The organism is Flavihumibacter profundi (genome assembly GCF_020076305.1).
Taxonomy (GTDB): Bacteria; Bacteroidota; Bacteroidia; order Chitinophagales; family Chitinophagaceae; genus Flavihumibacter; species Flavihumibacter profundi.
The window spans coordinates 142199-167295 of record NZ_JAIQXE010000003.1; the positions used below are offsets into that span (position 1 = coordinate 142199).

Below are 25097 nucleotides of genomic sequence, written 5' to 3' on the forward strand. Positions count from 1 at the left end.
TTGGTCGATTATTACAAATCTTTTAGATTCGTGGCCGCTTACTAAACTTTACCACTGAAAATGTATAACGGTTTATGGCGCTTAGGGGGTCGTAACCAAAACCAACTGCATAAATAAATCCCGCCAACTGGCGGGATTTATTTATTAATAAGGAGACTACCTGGCAATTCAAATATGCCAGAACATAAATATTATACGGAAAAACTCTCCCCACAGCCGCAGGTCCTGCTGGCATTAGGGTTGCTGAAATAGAAACCTTTACCATTCAAACCATCGGAAAAATCAAGGGTAGTGTTTACGAGGTATAAAAAACTTTTCAGGTCAGTTACTACTTTCACTCCATTATCCTCAAATACCTGGTCCATCGGCTTGGATTCATTATCAAAATCCAGTTTATAACTCAATCCTGAACAACCACCACCTACAACTGATACCCTTAGGAAGTATTCATTTGCATCGCCGATATTGGCATCCTTCATCAGGTGTGATACTTTTTCCCTGGCTTTATCACTAACATAAATCATATTAAATAAAATTAGTGAACGGCTCTTTCCTCAAAAACGATTTCTTCGAGTCCGTTCTTTTTACGGTAATCGTTAATAGCTGCCTTAATTGCGTCTTCGGCCAATACTGAACAGTGGATTTTCACCGGAGGAAGATTCAATTCTTCCACAATATCCATATTGTCGATTTTCAAGGCATCATCAACAGATTTGCCTTTCAGCCACTCTGTTGCAAGACTTGATGACGCGATTGCTGACCCGCAACCGAAAGTTTTAAATTTTGCATCGGTAATTGTACCGGTAGCATCATCCACTTCAATCTGAAGGCGCATTACGTCGCCGCACTCTGGTGCACCTACAAGACCGGTACCCACTGATTTTTTAGATTTGTCCAGTGTACCCACATTCTTGGGGTTCTGGTAGTGGTCTATCACTTTTTCTGAATATGCCATAGTATGTTGTTTTATCGTGAATCGTGAATCGCAAATAGTAAATCGTGGGTAACCTTAGTGGTGTGCCCACTCAATGGAATTCATATCAATGCCTTCTTTGAACATTTCCCAAAGCGGACTCATTTCCCTGAGTTTGGTAACCGTTTCGGAAACATGTTTAATAGTATAATCAATCTGTTCTTCCGTTGTAAAACGTCCCAAACCAAACCTGAGTGAAGAATGCGCCAAATCATCCCCCAATCCAAGGGCTTTCAATACATAAGACGGCTCCAGCGAAGCAGAAGTGCAGGCAGAACCTGAAGAAACTGCAATATTCTTGTTAAAGCCCATCATCAAACCCTCACCTTCCACATATTTAAAAGAAATATTGGCAACGTGTGGCAGCCGGTGTTCTTTACTACCGTTTACATAGGCTTCTTCCAGTTTCAATAAGGCGTTTTCAAGTTTGTCGCGAAGGGCACTCAGCCGCTTTGCTTCGGTATCCATTTCCTGCATGCAAAGTTCACAGGCTTTTCCAAACCCTACAATCCCGGTTACATTCAGGGTACCGGAACGCATACCGCGCTCATGGCCACCGCCATCCATCTGGGCGGTTACTTTTACCCTTGGATTTTTCCTTCTCACATATAACGCGCCGATACCTTTTGGACCATACATTTTATGGCCGGAAAAAGTAAGGAGGTCAATACCATCTTTTTGTACATCTACGGGAATCTTGCCGGCGGCCTGTGTAGCATCAGTAAAAAACAACACCCCGTGTTTTTTAGCGATAGCGCTGATTTCACGAACAGGCATAATAACACCTGTTTCATTATTGGCGTACATGATGGCAATCAGGATAGTGGTAGGTTTGATAGCCGCTTCCAACTCTTTTAGGTCAATCAGCCCCTCAGCGTTTACCGGAAGATAGGTTACTTCACCACCCAATTTCTCAATATGCTTGCAGGTATCCAATACGGCTTTATGCTCGGTAGTGCAGGTGATGATATGATTACCCTTGCTGGCGTACATATCATAAACCCCTTTGATGGCCAGGTTATCACCTTCTGTGGCACCTGAAGTGAAAATAATTTCTTTAGGGTCAGCATTAATCAGCCTGGCTACCTGCTCACGGGCATAATCAACGGCTTCTTCTGCGGCCCAACCGAATGGGTGGTTCCTGCTGGCAGCATTCCCAAAATGCTCGGTGAAATAGGGTATCATAGCTTCAACCACCCTTGGATCGCAGGGAGTGGTTGCATTATTATCAAGGTAAATCGGAAGTTTCAACATGTTTAAATTGCTATTTGTTCTAAAACACAAAACTAGCCCAAATGGTTGAGAAATTTAAGCCGCCAGGCCTCTCCATCCGGGTTTTTCCGCAATTCGTAAACCCATGAAAGCCACCGGGAATACGCGTGATTTTACCACTAATGGAAAGCTTTAGCCGCTGGTTTTAAGGGGGGATACCCGGTCTGCCCTATCTTTGGCCTATGCTAAAAGTTGAACATATTGGGATAGCCATAAAAGAGTTAAAAGTATCAATTCCGCTTTTTGAGAAATTACTCAACAGTTCCTGCTATAAAACGGAAGAAGTGACGGGAGAAAAGGTGAGAACAGCCTTTTTTGCCACCGGTGAAACCAAAATTGAATTGCTGGAAAGTACAGATCCCGACGGCGTGATTGCGAAATTCATCGCTAAAAAAGGGGAAGGGATTCACCATATTGCCTTTGAAGTGGCTGATATTGCAGCTGAAATGAAGAGATTGGTTGCTGAAGGTTTTGAATTACTCAATCCTGTTCCCAAGCCCGGTGCAGATAATAAGCTGGTTTGTTTCCTGCATCCAAAAGGGACAAACGGGATTTTAGTGGAATTGTGCCAGGATGCAAGCCTGAAGCATAACCCATGAATCACTGATCCCCCCCTAGTCCCAGTTTCTCAACAGCAACCTGTGCTGCAACCTGGCTGGCGTCTTTTTTATTGTAGGCTTTCCCCTGGGCAATAAGTTGGCCATCTACAACGGCACCGATGGTAAACAGGCGGCGCCCCCCTTCGAACTTCTCTTCAAGGGTTTCAAATTCGAGGTTTTTGCCGTTCTTATTTGCCCAGCCGTACAACTTATTTTTATGATTGATCTCCAGGTTTTCAAGATCATCCATAAACATATACGGCAAGATGATCCTCTCCAATACCCAGGTATGGGTCTTCTTAAAACCTTTGTCTAGGTAAACGGCTCCTACCACTGCTTCCAATGTATTTCCAAATATCTGGCTCACTTTCAGTGAGTTATCAAATTTGTTGAAAATGACAATCTTTTTCAGGCCCATTTTTATGGCTACTTCATTCAGGGTTACCCTGTTCACCATTTTGCTGCGCATTTCAGTGAGGAACCCTTCTTCCCGGTAGGGATATTTCTTAAAGAGGAAATCGGCTACAATACCACTCAGGATAGCATCCCCTAAATATTCCAGGCGCTCATTATTGTCAGCTGCATGATCTTTTACAGAACGGTGGGTCAGGGCAGTTTTATACAAATCGGTATTACCTGGCGAAAAGCCAAGTACATTCTTGATTTGCTTTTTGAAGGAAGCTGTTTCGGGAGAACCTTTAAGAATTGTGTCAAATAGACCCACAGGATGATTGGTTGGTTACCTCAGTCAAGTTAAGGGATTGCCCGCAAAATATATCATCATCCTTCAAATTTCTTCACAATAACGCAGGCATTATGTCCGCCAAATCCAAAAGTATTGCTCAGTGCCGCCCTGACTATACGTTTTTGAGGTTTGTTAAAGGTGAAATTTAACCGGGAATCCAATTCAGGGTCATCGGTAAAATGATTGATGGTTGGGGGTATTATATCGTGCATCACCGCTTTAATTGAGGCAATGGCTTCAATAACCCCCGCTGCACCCAGGCAATGGCCGGTCATAGATTTAGTTGCGCTGATATTCAGGTTATAAGCATGTTCCCCGAATACATTCATGATGGCTTTCACTTCTGCCACATCGCCCAGCGGAGTGGATGTGCCATGCGTATTAATATAATCGATATCGGAAGCCTGCATTCCTGCATCCTTAAGAGCAGCCAGCATGACATTACGCGCTCCCAACCCTTCCGGATGAGGGGCTGTAATGTGATAGGCATCAGCTGATGCACCGCCACCAGCCAATTCACAATAAATCTTTGCGCCCCGGGCTTTGGCATGTTCTAATTCCTCCAGCACCAATATACCGGCTGCTTCACCCATTACAAAGCCATCACGGTCTTTGTCATATGGCCTGCTGGCTGTATGGGGATCATCATTTCGTTCGCTCATCGCTTTCATGGCATTGAAACCACCAATCCCGGCTTCGCAGATTACAGCCTCACTTCCACCACTTACGATGATATCGGCCTTCCCTAATTTAATAAGGTTAGCCGCTTCAATGATTGCATTGGTACTGCTGGCACAGGCACTTACCACTGCAAAATTTGGTCCGCGCAAATTATACCGCATGGATATCTGGCCTGCGGCAATGTCGAGGATCATTTTCGGAATGAAAAACGGATTAAACCTGGGCGTTCCATCTCCCTTGGCAAATTCCATGACCTCATGCTGGAAAGTCATGATACCGCCTATTCCGCTACCAAAAACAACACCGGCGCGATCCGGATTGATATTGTCTTTATTCAAACCGGCATCTGCCATGGCTTCATCTGAAACGACGAGTGCAAACTGGGTGAAGCGGTCAATTTTCCGGGCCTCCTTCCGATCCATGAAATTGGTAGGATCGAAATTCTTCACTTCGCAGGCGAACCTGGTCTTGAATTTTGAAGCATCAAATAATTGAATTGGCTCAGCACCTGGAACGCCATTCAGCAAACCAGTCCAATAATCCTCGAGGGTATTACCCACAGGAGTTAATGCGCCCATACCTGTTACTACAATTCTTTTCAGTTCCATGTAGCTTGCCGGATTTTAAACGTGATAAATCCGCCTTCTCAGCGATATTGCTTTCGAAAGGCGGATTAAATATGCCTGAAACGGGATACCGTTTACTTAGCGTGCTCTTCTAAATAAGCAACAGCCTGGCCAACTGTAGTGATGGTTTCAGCCTGCTCATCCGGGATAGAGATATTGAACTCTTTTTCGAATTCCATGATCAATTCTACTGTATCCAGAGAGTCAGCTCCCAGATCATTGGTAAATGAAGCTTCGTTGGTTACTTCTGCTTCGTCGACGCCTAATTTGTCAACAATGATCTTTTTAACTCTAGTTGCGATGTCTGACATTGTAATAAAGTTTAGTTACGGCTGCAAAAATATACTTTTTGAGTAAATAACAATTTTTGGAGGTTTTTTTAATTATTGAGCCTCAAATCCTTTTGCGATGATTTTATACTAACAATTGTAAGTAAATTCGGCCCGATACGATTGTTGAAGGGATGATTTTTGTAATTTAGGCATCCTTAAACACCAAAAAATAGCTGATGGCACTTAAAATTATCGACCACGGTTCACCTGAATATAAGCAGATGGTTCTCCTGAGGGATGATATCCTGCGTAAGCCGCTGGGCCTTAGTTTTAGCCAAACGGAACTGGAAAAAGAGCGCGAAGAAATCCTGATTGGCGCCTTCGAAGAAGAGAAGCTGCTGGGTTGTTGTATGCTGGTGAAGGAAGAACCCGGTGTGGTTCGCCTCAGGCAAATGGCTGTCAGCAATAATGTACAGGGAAAAGGTATCGGCCGGGCCCTTATGTGCTTTGCAGAAAATATTGCCCGTGACCGCGGATTTAAAAAATTAACCATGCACGCCCGGAAAACAGCTATCGGTTTCTATGAACGCCTGGGTTATGAAGTAACCAGTAAAGAGTTCCTGGAAGTCACTATCCCTCATTATGTGATGGAAAAAAAACTCAGGTAATAGCTTTTACCTTCCGGCATAAGCCTCCGCTGATTTCTGCACGCTTCCCCATCCGAATCCCCCACTTAGGGCTGTATTTTCTTTAGTTAAGGGGTGTTGGGAATAGTTCCTTATTATAAATTGATACACATCGACACACCAGGCCTGGTGCATCCAGGTCGATATCCAATTAATTTAAATATGCTATTAAAGTTGGGTCGGGCTGTTAAGAATTAATCGGTTGTTCAATTGCCGCTGATTCACTGTTAACGACCTGCCTGTGCATTTTCCGGAGGAATTCCAAAATAGTTTTCATATCGCGCATAGAATCAATTACCAGCAGAAAATTCTTTCCGGTTTGTTTCAGCCTGGCCTTATTGGTTCCTGTTTGCAGGTAGGCCAATATTCGCTGGAACAAGTCCGATTCGAAATAAGGTGAGTCGGGCTTGTTGATGAAAAAACACTTCAGCGTTTCGTCGCGCAACAACAATTTTTCAAACCCCAATTCTACAGCAAGCCTGCGCACCCTCACTGTATCAAATAAATCCTCCACCTGTTGCGGAACCGGGCCAAATCGGTCATTCATCTCGATGTGAAATGCCACCAAATCTTCTTCAGAAGCACAGTTATCGAGCCTGGTATACAAAGACAAACGTTCGGTTATACTTTCCACATATTCATCGGGGATTAAAATCTCCAGGTCTGTATCAATGGTACAATCCTGTACATAATCTTCCTGCCGGGCTATCTCTTCCTTAAACAATTCCCTGAATGATGTCCGCTTTAATTCCCTAATCGCTTCATCCAGAATTTTCTGGTACATTTCAAATCCAATTTCTGCCATAAAACCGCTTTGCTCACCACCGAGCATATTTCCCGCGCCCCTGATGTCAAGGTCACGCATAGCAATCTGGAACCCGCTACCCAGTTCACTGTGCTGCTCTAAAGTCTGTAAACGCTTTTTCGAATCTGATGGCAGCGTGCTCATTGGCGGGGCCAATAAATAACAGAAGGCCTTCCTGTTGCTCCGGCCTACCCTGCCCCGTAACTGGTGCAGGTCACTTAGACCAAACTGGTGCGCATTATTTACAATGATGGTATTCACATTAGCAATATCCACGCCACTCTCCACGATGTTGGTACAAACCAGCACATCATATTTTTTATCAATAAAATCCATGATGCGCTCCTCCAGGATATGCCCTTCCATTTGTCCGTGTGCATAGCCAATACTTAAATCCGGGCAATGGCTCTGGATCATCGCAGCCATTTCTGCAAGGCCATTTACCCTGTTATGGATAAAGAAAACCTGTCCGCCACGCTCTGTTTCAAAGTATATGGCATCCCTTATAAAATCTTCATTATATACCTGCACTTCGGTTTGGATGGGCTGCCTGTTTGGGGGTGGGGTATTAATGATACTCAGGTCGCGGGCCCCCATAAGGCTGAACTGCAGGGTCCTTGGGATAGGCGTTGCCGTAAGCGTAAGGCAATCTACATTGGTTCGAAGCGTTTTGATTTTTTCTTTATGTGCCACACCAAATTTCTGCTCTTCATCTATCACCAGGATACCCAGGTCCTTAAATTTCACTTCTTTGCCAAGTATAGAATGGGTTCCGATAATTATATCAACTTTCCCTTCTTCGAGCTTTTTAAGCGTTTCCTTTTTTTCCCTGCTGCTTTTAAACCTGTTGATATAATCGACGGTTACCGGGAAATCTTTCAACCGTTCTGAAAATGTTTTGTAATGCTGGAACGCCAGGATCGTAGTCGGGACCAGCACTGCGGCCTGTTTGCCATCGACTACTGATTTAAATGCAGCGCGGATGGCTATTTCCGTTTTCCCAAAACCAACATCCCCGCAAACCAGCCTGTCCATGGGAGATGGCGACTCCATATCTTTTTTAACATCACCCGTGGCTTTGCTTTGGTCGGGCGTATCCTCATATATGAAAGAAGCTTCCAGTTCAGTTTGCAAATAAGTATCTGGCGTATGCCGGAATCCCTGCTGCGCCTTTCTTTGTGCATACAACTGTATAAGGTCAAAGGCAATTTCCTTGACCTTTGTTTTAGTTTTTTCTTTAAGCTTGGACCAGGCATCACTGCCCAGTTTATTTACCTTGGGAACTGTTCCTTCCTTACCCGTATATTTTGAAATTTTGTGCAGCGAATTAATATTCACATAAAGGATATCACTGTCCTTATAAATGATGCGAACAGCCTCCTGCAATTTGCCATTTACCTCCAGTTTCTGCAATCCGCTGTATACGCCAACACCGTGGTCTATATGTGAAACAAAATCTCCCGGCTGTAACTCGCGCAGGGTGCGCAATGTTAATGCCTTGTTTTTATTATAGGCTTGTTTAACCTTGTATTTATGGTATCGCTGAAAAACCTGGTGGTCGGTATAACAAACCACTTTCAGGTCTTCATCAATAAAACCTCCGTGTATTGCCACCGGGATTGGTGTAAAATGGATTGCAGCCTTAAGGTCTTCAAAAATGCTATGCAGCCGTTCCAGTTGTTTTGGGTTTTCAGCAAAGAGGTATAAGCCGAATCCCTTCTTTTCCCATTGCTGAAAATCCCTGATCAGTAATTCAAACTGCCGGTTAAATGATGGCTGTGGCCTGGTATGAAAACTGATTTCAGTGGTGAGCCCGCCGGGGAATTCACCATGGCCTTCCATTTCAATGATATGCCTTTGCTGTAACCTTAATTCAAGTTCTGCTGCCGTTTCAAATTCTGCCTTTGCAATTACTTTACGAACCAGCTTATCTTCATCCTCTTCTTCTTTGTACACAACACCTTCATTCCTGCTGATAAACAGGTCCAGTTCCTCTTCCTGCAAAGCGATCCTTTCTTTTACAAAATTCCAGTCGTTCATCCAGACTACCGTATTTGCCGGCAGGAACTCAAAGAGCGATACGGTGGCTTCTTCCGTAAATTCAGCCTGCAGGTTGGGAATAATGCTGACCTGCAGTAATTTCCGCTCACTGAGCTGGGTTTCCGGATCAAAAAGGCGGATAGAATCAACATCGTTACCAAACAATTCGATCCGGTAGGGTTTTTCATTCCCGAATGAATAGATATCTATAATTCCGCCACGTACAGCGAATTGTCCGGGTTCATACACAAAATCGGTCCGGTTAAATCCTGCATCAGTTAATTGTTCGTATAGTTTAACCGTATCAAGAACATCATTCACTTTTACGCGGATAATATTCCCGCTAAGGGTTTCGGGCCGGACTACTTTCTCGAACAAGGCCTCCGGATATGTGACCACCAGTTTCTTGTTTCCGCCACCGGTTAGCCTTGTGAGGGTTTCGGTACGCAGCATAACGTGGCTGCTGTTCAGTTGCCGGTAGTTCTTTTTTGTACGGAATGATGATGGAAAATAAAAAAGGTCCAGTGCCCCGGTCAGGTTTTCCAGGGTGTTATGGAAATAAGCCGCTTCTTCCGCATCGTTCAGGATGACCACATGGTTAACCTGTTCGGTAACGGAGTGCTTAAAAATGGCGGTAACTAAAAATTCCGGGGAGCTGCCGGAAAGGCTTTTAAGTACGATATGCTGGGGTTGGGACAAAGTGAGCTTGTCCGCCAATTGAAAAAGGCGGCCATCATTCAGGTACTGCTCCAGTAAATGTTCCAGGTTCATTACACACTGCCCCTAATGGTTATGCAAGGCGGTGCAAAGATAAAAGAAGATTAATGATAACCTGCTTTTCACATTGATTAGGCGGTAATAAACTATTAATTTTGGTATATTGTGAGTCCCAATATGCCTATCCGTTGCTCCTTTTTAATACGCGCTGTATGAATGCAAAATTGCCCCTGTTTACCCTTACCCTGGCTTGCCTGGTATATTCGGGATTTATTTTACTGGATAGGCCATCATTTATTCCCCATAAGATTTTTTTGGGTACGGGCCAATCTGAGGAAGAACCTGAGGAGGAAAGGAACGAATTCACTGCTCAAAGGATCAGGTATGAATATGACATGATCAAAGATGGGGGAACAGGCAAAATTCCAGCCGGAATAAGGGAAAGGGAAATACAGCAGGCTTACAGGATACCGGTAAAGGAAAGCCAGGTAAATATGATGCTTTCACCATTTGCCGACAACCAATATATTGCTGCTGGTCCAAATAATATAGGTGGCCGCACAAGGGCTGTGGTTTTTGACAAGAGATTTGGAACAGGGACAAATAAAGTTATTATTGCCGGTGCAGTCAGCGGTGGTATTTTCCGGTCAACCGACGGTGGTAGCAACTGGACCCTGGTTACACCACCAGATGAAATTCACAATGTTACTGCCATCGCTCAAGACACCCGGGCGGGTTTCGAAAACAACTGGTATGCAGGAGGAGGTGAACCTTATGGCAATTCCGCCTCACCGCCGGGTGGTGGTGCATTTTACAACGGCTATGGGCTGATGAAATCCACTGATAATGGCCTGACCTGGAATAGGATTACAAGTACTTTTAATGGCACGCTGGAAAATTTTGATGACCCGTATGATATAGTACACAAGATCGTGGTAAGCCCGGTAACCGGGTATGTTTATGTTGCTGCTCACCGCCGGATTATGCGAAGCACGGATAACGGTTCAACTTTTAGTGCTGTTTTTATCGGCACAACGCCAGCTGCTGCCGATTATGGACAATTGGATATCGTTTGCACCAGTACCGGTCGTTTATACCTGGCCGTAAATGGCGGATTCCCCGACAAAGACCTTCGCGGCTTGTTTTATTCTGATTCTGGTAATACAGGTACCTGGACAAGGTTTGCAGGAGGACAGACCGTTGGTACTGATTCATTAGACGGCTGGAGGGCAAATTCCTATACCAGTACCGGTGAATTGTCGAATTCTTCAAAACGCATTGTACTTGCTTTGGCCCCTTCCAATAATAACCTGGTTTATGCCCTGTACGAAAATGGACTGTCACAGGCAGGTGCTACCGGTAAGCCCGAAGCCGATCTTTTTAAATTTGATTTTGGTGCCAGTACCTACGCGAACCTTTCTGCAAATATGCCCGATTTCAATGGCCAGAAAGATGGCATCGACCCATTAACTGTACAGGGAGGTTATGACCTGACGCTGGCTATAAAGCCCGATAACCCAAGTGTGATTTTTATAGGGGGTACCAATCTCTACCGGTCTACCAGTGGTTTCACCAATACAACCGCTACCAGCTGGATTGCTGGTTATAAATATTGGGGGGCTACCGCCACAGATTTTAAAGTTGACCAGTACGATAATACCCACCCCGATATTCACAACCTGGTCTTTGACCCTTCAAACCCCAGCAGGGCATTATGTGCAACTGATGGCGGCCTGCACCTGACCGAAAATATTATGGGAAATACCAGCGCAGTTTTACCGGTAACCTGGACCATGATCAGTAATTACCAGACAACCCAATATTATCATGTGCATGTTGAACAAAGGCAATCGGGCGTGCAAGCCAATAATTTCATAGGCGGCATGCAAGACAACAGTTCTTACCTGCGGGTTGATGGCGATAATGCCCATGTGCAGGCTGGAACCGGTGACGGTGGTGCTGCTGCCATCTCGAAATTCAATAGTTTCAGTGATTATACGCTTTTTATAACAAGCCAAACCGGAAGTATTGCCAGGCTTACACCAGGAAATGCAACCGATATAACGCCAGGCAGTAATCTTACTGCAAACCCAACTTCTGGTTACGGGGAATTCATAACTTATTTCGGGATAGATAATGACAATCCGGAAGACCTCTATTATGTAAATTATAACCGGGTTTTCCGGACAAAAAATTCAACTGCGGTAACCCCAACAACCTGGACCGAATTAACGGGCATTGGTGCAAAAATAAACCCGACAAATCCGGGAGGTGATAATATTGGTATAAGGGCAATTGAAATAAGCCGGGGGCCTTACCTTTCTTCTCATGTAATGTATATTGGTACTAACCAGGGAAGGGTATACAGGCTGAACGACCCGCGGAATGCCGCCGTATCTGCTACCCCGGTTGATATAACACCGCCTGCTATCAATACGATCATCAGCAATACTTCAGTCAATCCTACACCAACAGTAAATGTTTCTGATATTGCTGTAAACCCCAATAATGATGATGAGATAATGGTGGTTTATTCCAATTACCAGGTGAGTACAGGGTCTTCTGTGATTCAGGATTTTAATATCTGGTGGACTACCAATGGCAAGAGTTCCAATCCTACATGGAAACTGATTGAAGGCAACTTAACGTTGCCATCCATTCGCAGTTGTGCTATTGTTACCAGGAAAGATGGATTAGGTAAAGGTTTCACTGAATACTATGTAGGCACTTCCGTTGGCTTATACAGTACACTGGGAATCAGCGACACGCTAACTGCAGGCAAAACAATTACATGGAAACGGGAAGGCAGTAATGTTTTAGGTTACGCACTGGTTACTTCATTGTCTTACCGGCCCCAGGACAATACATTGCTGGTAGGCACACATGGGAACGGTATGTATTACACGGTAATTCCACAAGCGAATTATACCCCCAATATTAACACAGCCACAAATGATCCGGTGCGTAATAATAAAGACTTCATCCGGTATTCCTGGCCAGGTATAACCAATACAAACCTGCAATTCAAAACAGGTGATATGTATGAAATAAAAAAACTGGTTGTACAGGTTCATAATGAAAATGGCCAGCTGGTTTATAAAAAAGAGACCGGCTATACAGATGGTAATATTGATGTAAGCCGGCTTGCGAAAGGTGTTTATATATTATCGGTAACCAGCAGCGATTTCAAACAACAGTTTATCAGGAAGTTTATCCGGCAATAATATTAGGTGCATTACAAAGGACATTCATATTTTAATTCAAATTTCAGCCCATGTTACAGCCCTGGCAAACAGGAAAGGTAGTGCGTATCGTAGATGAAACATCCAGTACAAGGCGGTTCTGGATCCAAATGGAAGAGGATGCACCGTTTAACTTTAAGCCCGGACAATTTGTAACACTTGACCTGCCTATTCACGAGCAAAAGAATAAGCGCTGGCGCAGTTATTCAATTGCATCCTGGCCTGATGGCACCAATATTATTGAATTGGTAATTGTACTTCTGGAGGGCGGTTTAGGCACCAGCTACCTGTTCAATGATATCCAGGTTGGAAGCACCCTGACACTCAGGGGCCCGCAAGGTGTGTTTACTTTGCCTGAACCAATTGAGAATGACCTGTTTTTTGTTTGCACAGGAACAGGAATTGCACCCTTTCGGTCAATGGCACACCACATTTTAAATAATAATATTCCCCATAAAGATATTTACCTGATTTTTGGCTGCAGGAAATTTGGAGATTGTTTATATGGGCAAGAGCTGAAAGCATTAGAAAGACAGTTTCCTGCCTTTCATTATATCCCAACATTTTCAAGGGAAGAAGCAGGTGATCACCTGGTTCGTACCGGTTATGTCCATGCTGTTTATGAAGACATCTGCTCAACGCAAAAAATGGCTACAGGATCAGCCCTGCACCCTGCAACTTTTTACTTGTGTGGTTGGAAAAATATGATCGATGAAGCCAAACAGCGGATTTTAGCGCTTGGCTACGACAGGAAACAAATTCATTTAGAGTTATACGGTTAAGATCAACCTTTTGCTTTGGTCTTCAAAGATGCCTGCAATTGTTCTTTCACTTTAAGGTTAATAACCGGAACATTTTCAGATAAACCCGACTTGTCTGAATGAATCTTGTGCAATTTCAGTATTTCAGCATGGTTCTCAACCATTTCAGTTTCCAGCTCAAGAATTCGTTTTTTGGATTTGGCAATCTGTTTGGATCGAAAGGCAAAACCCAGGATTGAACCTGCTGCAAAAGCAAACATTACAAATTGTAATACTGCCAGGTTGATGTTGGCGGACATCATAGATATTGGTTTGAGTCTTATGTGGATATTCACAGGATACATCCACTAAACGAACCAATAAAAAAAATATTGCATTAAAACCTCAGGTGACTGGGTATTATTGTGTTGCCCGAATACCTTTCCCTTCTTCAGGTTTACCGGACTCTTTTTCCTTTAACGGAACGACAGGTGTAGCGATTGGTGTTGATAATTTTGCCTGCAATTCGGCCATTTTCTTTTGTAGTTGAAGGATTTCTGCATGGTCTTGCATTTTTTCTTTCTCTAACTCCAATACCTGGTTCCTCAGGCTTCTGACCTGGGCTATCCGGAATATTATGCCAACAGCGAAAGCAGAAAAAACTGCAAAAGCAAGCAATCCTAAGTGTACAGTGATATGCATTTTATTACAATAGGTTCCGGCCCATTTTGGGCAGGTAAATTAGGGTGAAGACAAATATATAATTACTGGATGGCTTTTTCAACCAATTCTTTCACATCTTTCAGTAATATTCTTTCCTGCTCCATACTATCCCGGTAACGAATGGTTACCATTCCATCTTCCTTGGTTTGATGGTCAATAGTTACGCAAAAAGGTGTACCAATAGCGTCCTGCCGTCTATAACGCTTACCAATAGCGTCTTTTTCCTCATAAAAACAACGAAAGGAGGCCCTGCATTCATCCATAAGCTGACGGGCGATTTCCGGAAGTCCGTCTTTCTTCACCAATGGCAAAATGGCCAATTTTACCGGGGCCAGCTTTGGCGGGAACTTCAGCAAAACACGGCTGTCCTGCTTTTCAGCGGTACTAAGGTCCTGTTCTTCATAAGCTTCACTCAAAACCATCATTACCGACCTGTCAAGACCAATCGAAGTTTCAATTACATATGGAATATAATTTCCATATGGCTTTCCATTTTCATCAGTTTCTGCGTCAAAATACTGCATTTTCTTTTTGCTGAATTCCTGGTGATTCCGAAGGTCGAAATCTGTCCGGCTATGGATACCCTCAACTTCCTTGAAACCTATGGGGAAATTATATTCAATATCACAGGCCGCATCGGCATAGTGAGCAAGTTTAACGTGATCGTGGAACCGGTACTGTTCGGGTGAAATACCAAGGCTAAGGTGCCATTTCATACGCTCTTCTTTCCAGTACTCGTACCATTGCTTCTGCGTACCAGGACGAATAAAGAATTGCATTTCCATCTGCTCAAACTCGCGCATCCTGAAAATAAACTGGCGGGCAACGATTTCGTTTCGGAAGGCTTTACCTACCTGGGCAATCCCAAAAGGGATCTTCATCCTACCGGTTTTCTGAACATTCAGGAAGTTGACAAAAATCCCCTGGGCAGTTTCGGGCCGCAGGTAAACCATATTTTCACCTTCATCACCGCTTACACTCCCAAATTCGGTTGAAAACATGAGGTTGAACTGACGGACATCAGTCCAGTTGCAGGTACCACTGACACTGCATTTCATCTTATTGTCCTCAATCAGCTTTTTCAGTCCGGCAAAATCTTCCTTTGCCAGTAACTGGTCCATTTGCTGTAATATAGCTTCGCCCGCTTCCTTTGGCAGGGTGTCAGCAAATGCTTCAATCAGGTGGTCGACCCTATACCGCTTTTTGCTATCCTTATTGTCGATCATGGGATCGCTGAAATTGTCGACATGCCCGCTGGCCTTCCAGGTAGTAGGGTGCATAAAAATTGCGGCGTCAATACCCACAATATTATCATGAAGCTGTGTCATCCATTTCCACCAGTAATCACGTATATTTTTCTTTAACTCACTGCCGTTTTGGCCATAATCATAAACTGCACTTAATCCATCGTAGATTTCACTGGAAGGAAATATGAACCCGTATTCTTTGCAATGCGAAATAATCGCCTGGAATTTATTCGTATCGTTTGCCATAAGGGCGTAAAGATATTAAAAATGCTGAACGGTAAAAGCCCGCCGGTAAGCTATAGGTTTCCCCCCAATTTCTCATTATCCCTGTGCCTGCTGGCATCACGGGCATTTTTTTTGTCAAAATTCTTTATGAGAGCCGCAGTCAGGTCCACCCCTGTTTGGTTGGCCAGGCAAATCAGCACCCAAAGCACATCGGCCATTTCATCTGCCAGTTCCCTTCCCCGATCACTTTCCTTGAAGGACTGTTCTCCATATTGGCGAACCATGAGCCGCGATAATTCGCCCACTTCCTCCATTAATATACCCAGATTGGTAAGTTCTTTAAAATACCGGACTCCTACCGTTTTGATCCATTGATCAACCTGCTCCTGGGCTTCCCTTAATGTTATGTCTGGCATATTGGTTATTCCTTGTTTTTCGAATCCATAATCAGGGTAACCGGACCATCATTGACCAGCGCGACCTGCATATCTGCCCCAAAAACACCAGTTCCAATAGGTTTACCGAGGTCATCCTTAAGTTGGAGGATCAGTTTTTCGTAAAGCGGAATGGCAACAGGCGGCTTACTGGCTTTTATGTAAGAAGGCCGGTTCCCTTTACGGGTACTGGCCTGCAATGTAAACTGGCTAACCAGCAAAATATCCCCTCCTATTTCCTTCACAGAACAATTCATAACTCCCTGGTCGTCATTAAAAACCCTCAACTGAACCAATTTGTTGCTTATCCATTTTATATCGTCCTCGCTATCCGCATCTTCAATACCCACTAAAACCAAAAGGCCCGGGCCAATGGCGGCCTTAACTTTCCCTTCAATGCTTACGGAAGCCGATTTCACGCGTTGTATAACCACTCTCATTTTTTGTGTAACTTACAGTTCTATTTGCCGAAAATAGCTATTCTGCCATAGATCTGCTTACCGAAATCTCCGTGAAAATGAAAAAGACGTATATCCTTTTAATGGTCGGTCTGGGCTTTTTTTCAGCCTGTCAAAAAGAAGCAAGTGTAGAATCACCACCAACAGCACACCTGGAAGTACGCATCCACCCGGAAATCAATGGAGAACCGCTGCAGTTAAACGTTCCTTATACAAATGGGTTTGGGGAATCCTTTACAGTAACAACCATTAAATTTTATACCGGGCAGTTCAGCCTTGGTGACCAGCTTTCCGGGTCGTCCGAATTATCTGCCGGCGAGCCATATTTCCTCTCCGATTTGTCTACCCCGTCAACATTAAGTTTTTCTACACCAATTAAACCCGGTACTTATAACCAGCTCAGCTTCCTCATCGGCGTTGACAGCGCACGCAATGTCAGTGGAGTGCAATCAGGTGCGCTGGATCCTGCCAATGGCATGTTCTGGACCTGGAATAGCGGCTATATCTATTTGAAAATGGAAGGGAATTCGCCAGTTTCAAATCAGCCAAACGGAAAATTTGAATACCATATAGGAGGCTTTCAAAGTCCCAACAGTTCCATCAGATTATTTATTGCCAACCTCTCTGCGCCTGACCAATGGGAGTTGGCAAAAGGAAAAACCATCAGCTTCGATATCGTTTATTCCCTGGACAATTTCTTTAATAGTTCATTTCCTTTGCGAATCAGTGAAACACCGGTTTGTACAACACCGGGAGAACTCTCTTCTGCAATTGCCAATAATATCGCAGCTGCCTTCCAGGTGACCAATTTCGAAATCAAATAATGAGGGTAAGAACAATTATAGTAAGTCTGGTTTGGGGGATTTTATCCGGTAGTTTTTTGCTTAGCTGTAAAAAAACAGATACGGTTGGAAAGTCTCCGGTCCCACTGTCATTTCCGAAACCTGCAGGATGGCCGGATACCAAATATGATTTTTCACAGAACCCGCTTACCAGGGAAGGTTTTGAACTGGGCAGGAAATTGTTTTTTGATGGAAGATTGTCGAAGGATGGCAATTTCCCGTGCGCCAGTTGCCACCAGCCATTTGCTGCATTTTCAACCTATGAACATGACCTGAGCCATGGATTTAACAACCAGTTTACTACAAGGAATGCAACAGCATTATTTAACCTTGCCTGGCAAACCGAAATGCACCATGATGGCGGAATTGCTAACCTGGACCTTCAACCGCTGGCACCAATAACTGCACCAAATGAAATGGCAGAAACAATTCCCTCGGTCCTGGAAAAACTATCCGCAGACCCGGACTATGTACAACAATTCAAAGTTGTTTTTGGAAGCCCGGAAATTACTACAGCAAGAATGACAAAAGCACTTTCCCAGTATATGCTGATGCTGGTATCCGCCTCTTCAAAATACGATCGCGTAAAAGCCGGAAAGGACGTATTTACAGAAAATGAAGCAGCCGGTTATGCAATTTTCCTTAAAAAGAATTGTAATTCCTGCCATGCAGAACCTCTCTTTACGGATCTCAGTTACCGTGATGATGGGTTACCATTAAATAGTTCACTGAATGATGTTGGGCGCATGCGCATCACCGGTAAAAAAGAAGATTCTTTAAAATTCAGGGTTCCGAGTTTGCGGAACATTCTGTTAACCAAGCCATATATGCACGATGGCAGGATGGTGAGCCTTGATGCAGTATATGACCATTATTCAAAAAAAAATCCCCTTTCGTCTGTTGAAAGAGGACTACTAACGGAATTTTTCAGGTCACTTACAGATTCTTCCCTTGTTGAAAATCCTGCACTTGCTGATCCCAACTGATTTCAGGGGTAAGAGAGTCGGATCATTAGGTTTAATGGTGTAGGTATTGTGCATCCCCGCACAAATATGACATAAAACCCAATTTAGTTTACCCGTATTTTAACGGGTAATGACCCGTTTTTTTACGGGAATTAGCCATAGTATAAAGACAAACATTACCGGCAACAGGCATTTTATTGCCTGCGGCGTTTTTTTGTAGCTTCAAGGGCCAGTCTTTGCTTTTCTATTTCAGCCTGCTGTTGCTGCAATGCAGTTGAGTTCTCGAGGATTTTCTGGTCCAATTGGAGTTTCCGGTTATTCAGATCCGTACTGTCTGACAACAGTGTTGTTTGTTTTTTCTCCAGTTTTTTGATAATATCCTCCTGGGCAGCAATTTCAAGCCCAAGATTAAAGTCTTCAAGGTAAGGTGTGAAATCATTCAGGAATTCCTTGCCATCATTAACCGAACTTTTATCAGCAGCTCCGCCAGAAGATAAAACTTCATTTGGTTTGGCCAACACAATATAGACTACAGACGACTCTTTTTCACGACGGCTTTTACGCTCTGATTTTACATATACATCGTAGGGCGTTTTTGACCTGCCTACCCCTACAGACCTGAACACCTGGTAATCTTTTGCTTTGGATGCTTTATAACCTTTTTCCGCGAAATGATTGACAATGGCATCATCCACAGTTGAGGTTGGATAAGGAAGCTCCAAAACTGCAGCGGGTACTTTCTTTCCCTGAAACTCGGCCATCCCTTCAACAGCTTTAGGCTGCGCCAAAGCTGCAATCGAAAAACCAACTACAAATAATAATCCTAAAAATCCTTTCTTCATATTCGTGTAATTTGTCCGCGAAAGATACTATTTTCAAAAAGTACCCGCGAAATCCGATTAAATTTGCCCAAATACCTCTATTTACCTTGAGCGATATAAAAAAACTGGCAGGACAGACTTTATGGTATGGCGTACCCACAATAATATCCAGGTTTTTGGGCTACCTGATGAATATGGCCCTGCCTTTTTTATTTACCCAACCTGCCAAAACTGCCGATATCACCCAGGTATATGCGATGATTCCCTTCCTGAATGTTTTGTTTACATACGGCATGGAAACTGCATATTTTAAGTTTTCGCAAGACAAGGAAAAAAAGCACCTGTATAATACCCTCAGCGTTTCACTATTCATAACCAGCCTTGTTTTTACAGGGGTGCTGTTTCTTTGCCGTAAAAGCCTTGCTTCTGCAGCGGGATTAACCGAACACCCCGAATATCTCAGCTGGATGTGTGGAATCCTGTTCTTCGACACTTTATCTACGCTCCCTTTTGCCCGGCTGAGACAGGAAAACAGGCCCCGGCGCTATGCTTTTGTCCGCGTAGCCGGCATTGTAATTAACCTTTGTATTGTTTTTTTCTTCCTGGGATTTTTACCGGGTTATGCATCAAGGCATCCCGATAGCTTCCTGAACCTGGTGTATAAAATGGATATCGGCATTGGTTATTACCTGATTGGCAACTTACTGGGTAGTATTACTACATTGTCTTTACTATTACCGGAAATCAAAAGTTTGCAATGGGAATTTGACAAAGTGCTGTGGAAGGAAGTGATGGTATATAGTTACCCGTTAATAATTGTTGGACTAGGCGGCATGACCAATGATATGCTTAGCCGGCTGATTTACCAGCATGTAGTCGACCTTCCTGTTCAGCAAGCAAAGCACGAACTGGGAATTTTTGCAAATGTGTACCGTTTGTCTGTCCTGATTACCATTATGATCCAGGCATTTCGTATGGCTGCCGAACCCTTCTTCTTTAACCAGTCAAAACTGGAAGGGGCGCAACGATCCTACGCCCGGGTTATGAAGTTTTTTGTGATCGCATGTTGTTTCATGTTCCTGCTTATTGGCCTTTACCTCGATGTTTTAAAATGGATAATAACCCTTAAATCTTCCGCATGGGGTGAGGGAATTTATATAGTACCTATATTGGCTATGGCCAATATTTTCCTTGGTATTTATTATAACCAAAGCGTCTGGTACAAGTTAACCGGCAAAAACATGTATGGCGCTTATATAACCCTGGCAGGCGCTATGGTTACCATTGGCCTGAATATCTTACTCATCCCGAAATGGCATTATTTAGGTGCTGCATTGGCAACTTTCGCCTGCTATCTTTTGATGATGACCAGCAGTTATTGGCTGGGGCAGAAATTCTACCCGGTTCCATATGCCCGGAAAAAGCTGCTTTCCTACCTGGCATTTGTAAGCTTAATAGTCGTAACGCACCGTATTTTAGTGCATTATTATAGTCCGCTTTGGTTTAGTATTTTAACAGGAACCCTTTTTTTACTGGCATTTACGGCCTTTGTTGGCCGGGTAGAAAAGAAAGACCTGCAGAAAATACCTGTTATCGGCAAATGGGTCGGCGCGCTGAGCAGATAAATAGGTAAGAAATCTGAAGTATAAAACAAATCCGGCGTGCGGTTTCATGATTCACGGTTCACCGCTCGCTGCTTACCAGAAAAGGATTATGCTTCTTTTCATAACCAATAGTAGTTGAGGCACCATGCCCGGGGTATACCCTAACGGTGTCGGGTAATGTAAACAACCGGCTGCGGATACTTTCCAGCAGTTGGGTGTGGTTCCCGCCAGGCAGGTCAGTACGGCCAATGCTATTGCGGAACAAAACATCCCCACCAATCAGGAATTCCTGTGTTTTACTGTAAAAGCAAACATGGCCAGGTGAGTGTCCGGGCGCTTCAATCACCAATAACTCATCTGCTCCCAATCTGATAATATCACCACCTTTTATAAAATGAAGGGGTCCATTGTAATTATTAAAAGGTAGATTCCATCGCTTTCCCGCTTCCGGCGCATAATCCAGTACTATTTTTTCGTTGGGATGCAGGTGCAGCTCCAGTTTCCAGGTTTGGTATATAAAACGATTGCCAAACACATGGTCCAGGTGGCAATGGGTATTCAGCAACAATCTGGGATGCAGGCCGTTGTCTGAAATAAATGCCTTCAGGTAAAGTTCTTCCCTTTCATCGTAACAACCGGGATCAATTATAATACAATCTCCTGTTTCGTTGAACAAAACATAGGTATTTTCCATAATAGGACTAAACTCAAAATGCTGGACTGTTAACATAGCTGTATTATTTAACGGTGGATTTCCGGGGTAAGCTTGAAAAACATAATTTTAGACCATAATCATTGGGTATGCAATTTCCGAAGAATCATTCGTTTTTGAGTGTTTGTTATACGCTTGCTCTGATTTTTATCCTGACCCTGTTGAACGGCCTGAACCTGGTTAATGCCCAGGTAAACACAGTTGAGTTTGGAAAAAACAGGGTCCAGTACAAAAAATTTAAATGGCAATATTACCAAACTGCTAATTTCAATACATATTATAGCCAGAAAGGCGAACCTTTAGCCCAGAAAGTCGCCCAAATCGCAGAAGCTGAACTTCCCGAACTGGAGACCTTTATGGAATATGGCTTGCAGCGAAGGGCAAATGTTATAGTTTACAACTCCTTCAACGACCTCCAGCAAACGAATATAGGACTAACCACAGACTGGCAAACAAGCGGTGGCAATACCAAGCTTGTCAACAATAAAATGGTCGTGTATTATAACAGCGATCAGCATAACATGAAGATGCAGGTGCGGCAAGGCATTGCCAAAGTATTACTGGACAATATCCTGTTTGGAGATAACCTGGGGGAGTTTGCGGCTAACCAGGCACTACTGGATCTACCCAAATGGCTGACTGATGGCTTTGTATCTTATGCAGCTGAAAACTGGAGTACCGCCCTTGATGACCAATTAAAATCGGCTATGCTTGCTGGTAAATACAAGAATTTCTACCAGTTTGCATATGATCAGCCGGGGTTAGCCGGACATTCATTTTGGCGATATATCGAGGAAACCTACAGGAAAGATAATACCAAATACTTCCTTTACCTGGCCAGGCTTTACCGTAACCTTAATGGCGCATCCAACCGGATATGCAAGAAAGATTTTAAAGCTGTACTGGCCGACTTTATGACTTATTCCGAAGACAAATATTACAAAGACATCAAGGGCAGGCGGAATAATCCGAAAGGCTCCATGTCGGTAGTGGAAGACATCACCAGGAATAAAGACTTTTACAACTTCACCCCAAACCCCCTCCCCAGAAGCCAGGCGTATGCCGTTGTAGAATATAAGAAAGGATTACAGAAGGTAGTGTATCATGAAGATTATTCCACCAGTAAAACTTTGCTGAAAAACGGCATTCGAAATATCGAAGCAAAGCAAGACCCCCACTATCCCTTGCTGGCCTGGAATGGTAAGGGTAATAAATTGCTGGTAGTGTATAATAGTGAAGGAAAGATCCGGATGTTTACCTACGATATATTTTCCAGGATAAAATCAAATAAACTGGCACTTGACCAATTTGAGCAAATCCAGGATGTCAAATTCATGCTGGATGACAACACCTTGCTGTTAAGCGCTGTAAAAAACGGTCAGTCAGATATCTTTACCTTTAAAATTGACCGGGAAAAAGAAACGCAAATTACCAATGATGTTTATGACGACCTGGATCCATCTTTTGTGACCTTCCCAAATAAATCAGGCATACTCTATTCCTCTAACAGGCCTTCTGCCAATGCAATTTCAGCAGATACCATTTTGCCATCAAGCTACAGGTATAACATTTTCCTCATTGACAATTTTAATAAAAGTGAATTCAAGCAAATTTCACAATTAAGCAAATTAAAATACGGCAATGCCAGGTACCCAACCCAATACAATACCTCGCATTTCACTTTCGTCGGTGATGAAAATGGTATCGCAAACCGTTTTGCCGGTTTTTTCTCTACGCAAAAAGCTGGCGTTGATACTATTTACCAGATCGGTGATGATATCTTAAGGAATCCTGCATATAAAGAGATTGATTCCTTGTTGAAGTTCTACGATAAATCAGAACCAGACAGCATTTTCACCTTTGCGATTACCAACGACTCATCATATGTGTTCCCTATTACCAATTACCAAAGCGGACTGATAGAAACAAAATCGAGTGATGACCGCGACCAGGTAAGTGAAGTTCGGCGGGAAGGCGACCTGAAGTTCTTATATAAATTAAAAGTTGATGAGAACGCACTGAAAAAAAGGAATATCAACCCAAGGCCAACAGATTTTCGCAAAAGAACTATTGACCAGCTCAGGGTTTCTCAAAAGGAAGCACAACAATTGCAAAAAGCTGCAGGCGTAGATTCTACAAAAAAGGACCAACCAGAGTTTGAGTCTGAATTTAATAATGAAAAGGCTGATTCTGCTATCATGGACATGATTGCAAAAGGTCGAAAAGATGAACAGAATCCATCAGTGCTGAATAAAGCCGGACGATTTGACTATAAGTTGAAATTTTCGGCAGACCAGGTAACCGGTTCACTATTTAATAATGATGTGCTTGTTACCAGGTACGAACCCTATACAGGGTCATTACCTGTAACAAATAGTTCCAATAACGGTTTCAACGGCATGTTTAAGGTGACCGTTTTTGATTTACTGGAAGATATTCGTTTCACCGGAATGGTTAGAATGCCATTGATAAATACAGCAGGACAGGGCATTCCGATAAACGTTGGCTCACCAAATATTTACATTCCCGGATCCCAATCCCTTCTCAATTCCGGGTCTGAATATATGGCCAGGTTTGATTACCTGAAAAAAAGGTTGGACTATACCGTTTTATATTACCGCCGAACTGATGTTGGTTCTACAATTTCCGATGGCCAGTATGCTCCGGCAAAACTATTCACCAACTTATTCCAGTTTGGTGTAAAATACCCTTTGGATAAAGTTCGCAGCGTGCGTGTAAATGTCGGGATCAGAACAGATAAAATGGTAACAAAAGCTACCGCATATCCCTCAAGTTCTTTAACTGCACCCGATCAGAAAAAAGACTTTAGTTTGCTTAGGGTTGAATATGTTTATGATAACGCAATTGAAAAGGCAACAAATATCTGGAATGGGCTACGCTATAAACTTTACGTAGATTATAATTCCCAAATCAGCGAGGTAAAGGCAGCATCAGGAAAAAACAGTTTCAACTTTGGATGGGATGGCCGCTACTACTACCCTATTTACCAGAATTTCATTTGGGCCGGAAGGTTTGCAGCAGACTTCTCCTGGGGTGACCAGAAAATATTGTATTACCTGGGCGGTCAGGACGGCGAGTTATTCCCAAAAGCGAATACTGAAGTAAAACCCCAGGATCCCGCCTATGCTTTCCAGGCATTGGCTTTGAATCTTCGAGGCTACCACCAGAACATTACCAACGGAAATAATAATATGGTCATTAACAGCGAATTCCGGTTCCCGGTATTTACTACTTTGATGAAAAGACCCATTAATAATGCATTTGCCCGCAACTTTCAATTGTTACAATTTGTTGATCTTGGGACAGCCTGGAACGGTACTTATAATGCTATTCAGCGCCCTACCAAAGTTTACCAGAATGGTGATGTATTTGTAAAAATCAAAGCCGGTGGGGTTGGTCCATTCGTAGGCGGTTATGGCTTTGGAGCAAGAAGTACCCTGTTGGGTTATTTCATGCGGCTTGATACAGGCTGGGAAATGAATGGCTTTTTCAAGGGATCACCGATATGGCATTTTGCCCTTGGTGTGGATTTCTAATAATTCAAACCTTCAGAAAAAAACTCCGGGTAATACTTCTGGTTACCCGGAGTTTTTTTATATCTCCTGATTTGATTCAGGCTCCATACATTACGGGGAAAACTACAATTA

Annotated in this window: 22 protein-coding genes; 8 read left to right on the plus strand and 14 right to left on the minus strand. The window is 43.4% G+C overall.

The window, feature by feature from the left end; translation table 11 throughout:
* Window positions 1–191: 191 nt before the first annotated feature.
* From LAQ65_RS15240 to LAQ65_RS15250, 3 genes are read right to left on the minus strand one after another with little or no spacing between them, the layout of a single operon-like run.
* Window positions 192–524, minus strand: coding sequence for a HesB/IscA family protein (locus LAQ65_RS15240; RefSeq protein ID WP_224117856.1), 333 nt, complete (start codon window positions 522–524; stop codon window positions 192–194).
* Window positions 525–535: 11 nt separating this feature from the next.
* Window positions 536–955: a Fe-S cluster assembly scaffold IscU gene (iscU, locus tag LAQ65_RS15245; protein ID WP_224117857.1), complete on the minus strand. Its 420-nt coding sequence runs from the start codon at window positions 953–955 to the stop codon at window positions 536–538.
* A 54-nt stretch (window positions 956–1009) separates the two neighbouring features.
* A complete protein-coding gene (locus LAQ65_RS15250) occupies window positions 1010–2227 on the minus strand; it encodes an IscS subfamily cysteine desulfurase (RefSeq protein WP_317197001.1) in 1218 nt (405 codons plus the stop codon).
* Window positions 2228–2427: 200 nt separating this feature from the next.
* On the opposite strand from LAQ65_RS15250, the gene mce reads away from it, so the two are divergent.
* Entirely contained in the window at window positions 2428–2844 is a 417-nt protein-coding gene (gene mce / locus LAQ65_RS15255; RefSeq protein WP_224117858.1) for a methylmalonyl-CoA epimerase, read from the plus strand.
* A gap of 1 nt (window position 2845) precedes the next feature.
* Here the strand turns inward: mce and rnc are convergent, their stop codons facing one another.
* From rnc to LAQ65_RS15270, 3 genes are all read right to left on the minus strand, one after another.
* Window positions 2846–3568 carry a ribonuclease III gene (gene rnc / locus LAQ65_RS15260; RefSeq protein ID WP_224117859.1) on the minus strand — a complete coding sequence of 241 codons (723 nt, stop codon included), beginning with the start codon at window positions 3566–3568 and terminating at the stop codon, window positions 2846–2848.
* Between the two features lie 56 nt (window positions 3569–3624).
* Window positions 3625–4878 (minus strand): beta-ketoacyl-ACP synthase II, encoded by a 1254-nt coding sequence (fabF, locus tag LAQ65_RS15265; protein ID WP_224117860.1) that lies wholly within the window; start codon window positions 4876–4878, stop codon window positions 3625–3627.
* 92 nt (window positions 4879–4970) lie between these two features.
* Complete coding sequence (locus tag LAQ65_RS15270) at window positions 4971–5207, minus strand: acyl carrier protein (protein ID WP_026751146.1); 237 nt, start codon at window positions 5205–5207, stop codon at window positions 4971–4973.
* A 197-nt stretch (window positions 5208–5404) separates the two neighbouring features.
* On the opposite strand from LAQ65_RS15270, the gene LAQ65_RS15275 reads away from it, so the two are divergent.
* Complete coding sequence (locus tag LAQ65_RS15275; RefSeq protein ID WP_224117861.1) at window positions 5405–5836, plus strand: GNAT family N-acetyltransferase; 432 nt, start codon at window positions 5405–5407, stop codon at window positions 5834–5836.
* A gap of 205 nt (window positions 5837–6041) precedes the next feature.
* Here LAQ65_RS15275 and mfd read toward each other — a convergent pair whose 3' ends face one another.
* Window positions 6042–9470, minus strand: coding sequence for a transcription-repair coupling factor (mfd, locus tag LAQ65_RS15280; protein WP_224117862.1), 3429 nt, complete (start codon window positions 9468–9470; stop codon window positions 6042–6044).
* Window positions 9471–9628: 158 nt separating this feature from the next.
* Here mfd and LAQ65_RS15285 point away from each other — a divergent pair, with 158 nt between their 5' ends.
* A complete protein-coding gene (locus tag LAQ65_RS15285) occupies window positions 9629–12640 on the plus strand; it encodes a T9SS type A sorting domain-containing protein (RefSeq protein ID WP_224117863.1) in 3012 nt (1003 codons plus the stop codon).
* A 50-nt stretch (window positions 12641–12690) separates the two neighbouring features.
* Complete coding sequence (locus tag LAQ65_RS15290; RefSeq protein ID WP_224117864.1) at window positions 12691–13440, plus strand: ferredoxin--NADP reductase; 750 nt, start codon at window positions 12691–12693, stop codon at window positions 13438–13440.
* 2 nt (window positions 13441–13442) lie between these two features.
* Here the strand turns inward: LAQ65_RS15290 and LAQ65_RS15295 are convergent, their stop codons facing one another.
* From LAQ65_RS15295 to dtd, 5 genes are all read right to left on the minus strand, one after another.
* Window positions 13443–13721 (minus strand): hypothetical protein, encoded by a 279-nt coding sequence (locus LAQ65_RS15295; RefSeq protein ID WP_224117865.1) that lies wholly within the window; start codon window positions 13719–13721, stop codon window positions 13443–13445.
* A 97-nt stretch (window positions 13722–13818) separates the two neighbouring features.
* Entirely contained in the window at window positions 13819–14100 is a 282-nt protein-coding gene (locus tag LAQ65_RS15300) for a hypothetical protein (protein WP_224117866.1), read from the minus strand.
* Window positions 14101–14162: 62 nt separating this feature from the next.
* A complete protein-coding gene (locus LAQ65_RS15305; protein WP_224117867.1) occupies window positions 14163–15614 on the minus strand; it encodes a glycine--tRNA ligase in 1452 nt (483 codons plus the stop codon).
* Between the two features lie 50 nt (window positions 15615–15664).
* Window positions 15665–16009 (minus strand): nucleotide pyrophosphohydrolase, encoded by a 345-nt coding sequence (locus LAQ65_RS15310; protein WP_224117868.1) that lies wholly within the window; start codon window positions 16007–16009, stop codon window positions 15665–15667.
* Between the two features lie 5 nt (window positions 16010–16014).
* Window positions 16015–16467: a D-aminoacyl-tRNA deacylase gene (dtd, locus tag LAQ65_RS15315; protein WP_224117869.1), complete on the minus strand. Its 453-nt coding sequence runs from the start codon at window positions 16465–16467 to the stop codon at window positions 16015–16017.
* 77 nt (window positions 16468–16544) lie between these two features.
* On the opposite strand from dtd, the gene LAQ65_RS15320 reads away from it, so the two are divergent.
* Window positions 16545–17309: an MbnP family protein gene (locus LAQ65_RS15320; RefSeq protein WP_224117870.1), complete on the plus strand. Its 765-nt coding sequence runs from the start codon at window positions 16545–16547 to the stop codon at window positions 17307–17309.
* On the plus strand, window positions 17309–18313 hold the full coding sequence (locus LAQ65_RS15325; protein WP_224117871.1) for a cytochrome-c peroxidase: 1005 nt from the start codon (window positions 17309–17311) through the stop codon (window positions 18311–18313). The genes LAQ65_RS15320 and LAQ65_RS15325 overlap by 1 nt, the downstream gene beginning before the upstream one ends.
* Window positions 18314–18486: 173 nt before the next feature.
* Here the strand turns inward: LAQ65_RS15325 and LAQ65_RS15330 are convergent, their stop codons facing one another.
* Complete coding sequence (locus LAQ65_RS15330) at window positions 18487–19134, minus strand: hypothetical protein (protein WP_224117872.1); 648 nt, start codon at window positions 19132–19134, stop codon at window positions 18487–18489.
* 86 nt (window positions 19135–19220) lie between these two features.
* Between LAQ65_RS15330 and LAQ65_RS15335 the strand changes: the two genes are divergently transcribed.
* On the plus strand, window positions 19221–20738 hold the full coding sequence (locus LAQ65_RS15335) for a lipopolysaccharide biosynthesis protein (protein WP_224117873.1): 1518 nt from the start codon (window positions 19221–19223) through the stop codon (window positions 20736–20738).
* Window positions 20739–20796: 58 nt separating this feature from the next.
* On the opposite strand, the gene LAQ65_RS15340 is transcribed toward LAQ65_RS15335, so the two are convergent.
* Entirely contained in the window at window positions 20797–21447 is a 651-nt protein-coding gene (locus LAQ65_RS15340) for an MBL fold metallo-hydrolase (protein ID WP_224117874.1), read from the minus strand.
* Between the two features lie 71 nt (window positions 21448–21518).
* On the opposite strand from LAQ65_RS15340, the gene LAQ65_RS15345 reads away from it, so the two are divergent.
* A complete protein-coding gene (locus tag LAQ65_RS15345; RefSeq protein ID WP_224117875.1) occupies window positions 21519–24986 on the plus strand; it encodes a TolB-like translocation protein in 3468 nt (1155 codons plus the stop codon).
* The last annotated feature ends 111 nt before the right edge of the window (window positions 24987–25097 follow it).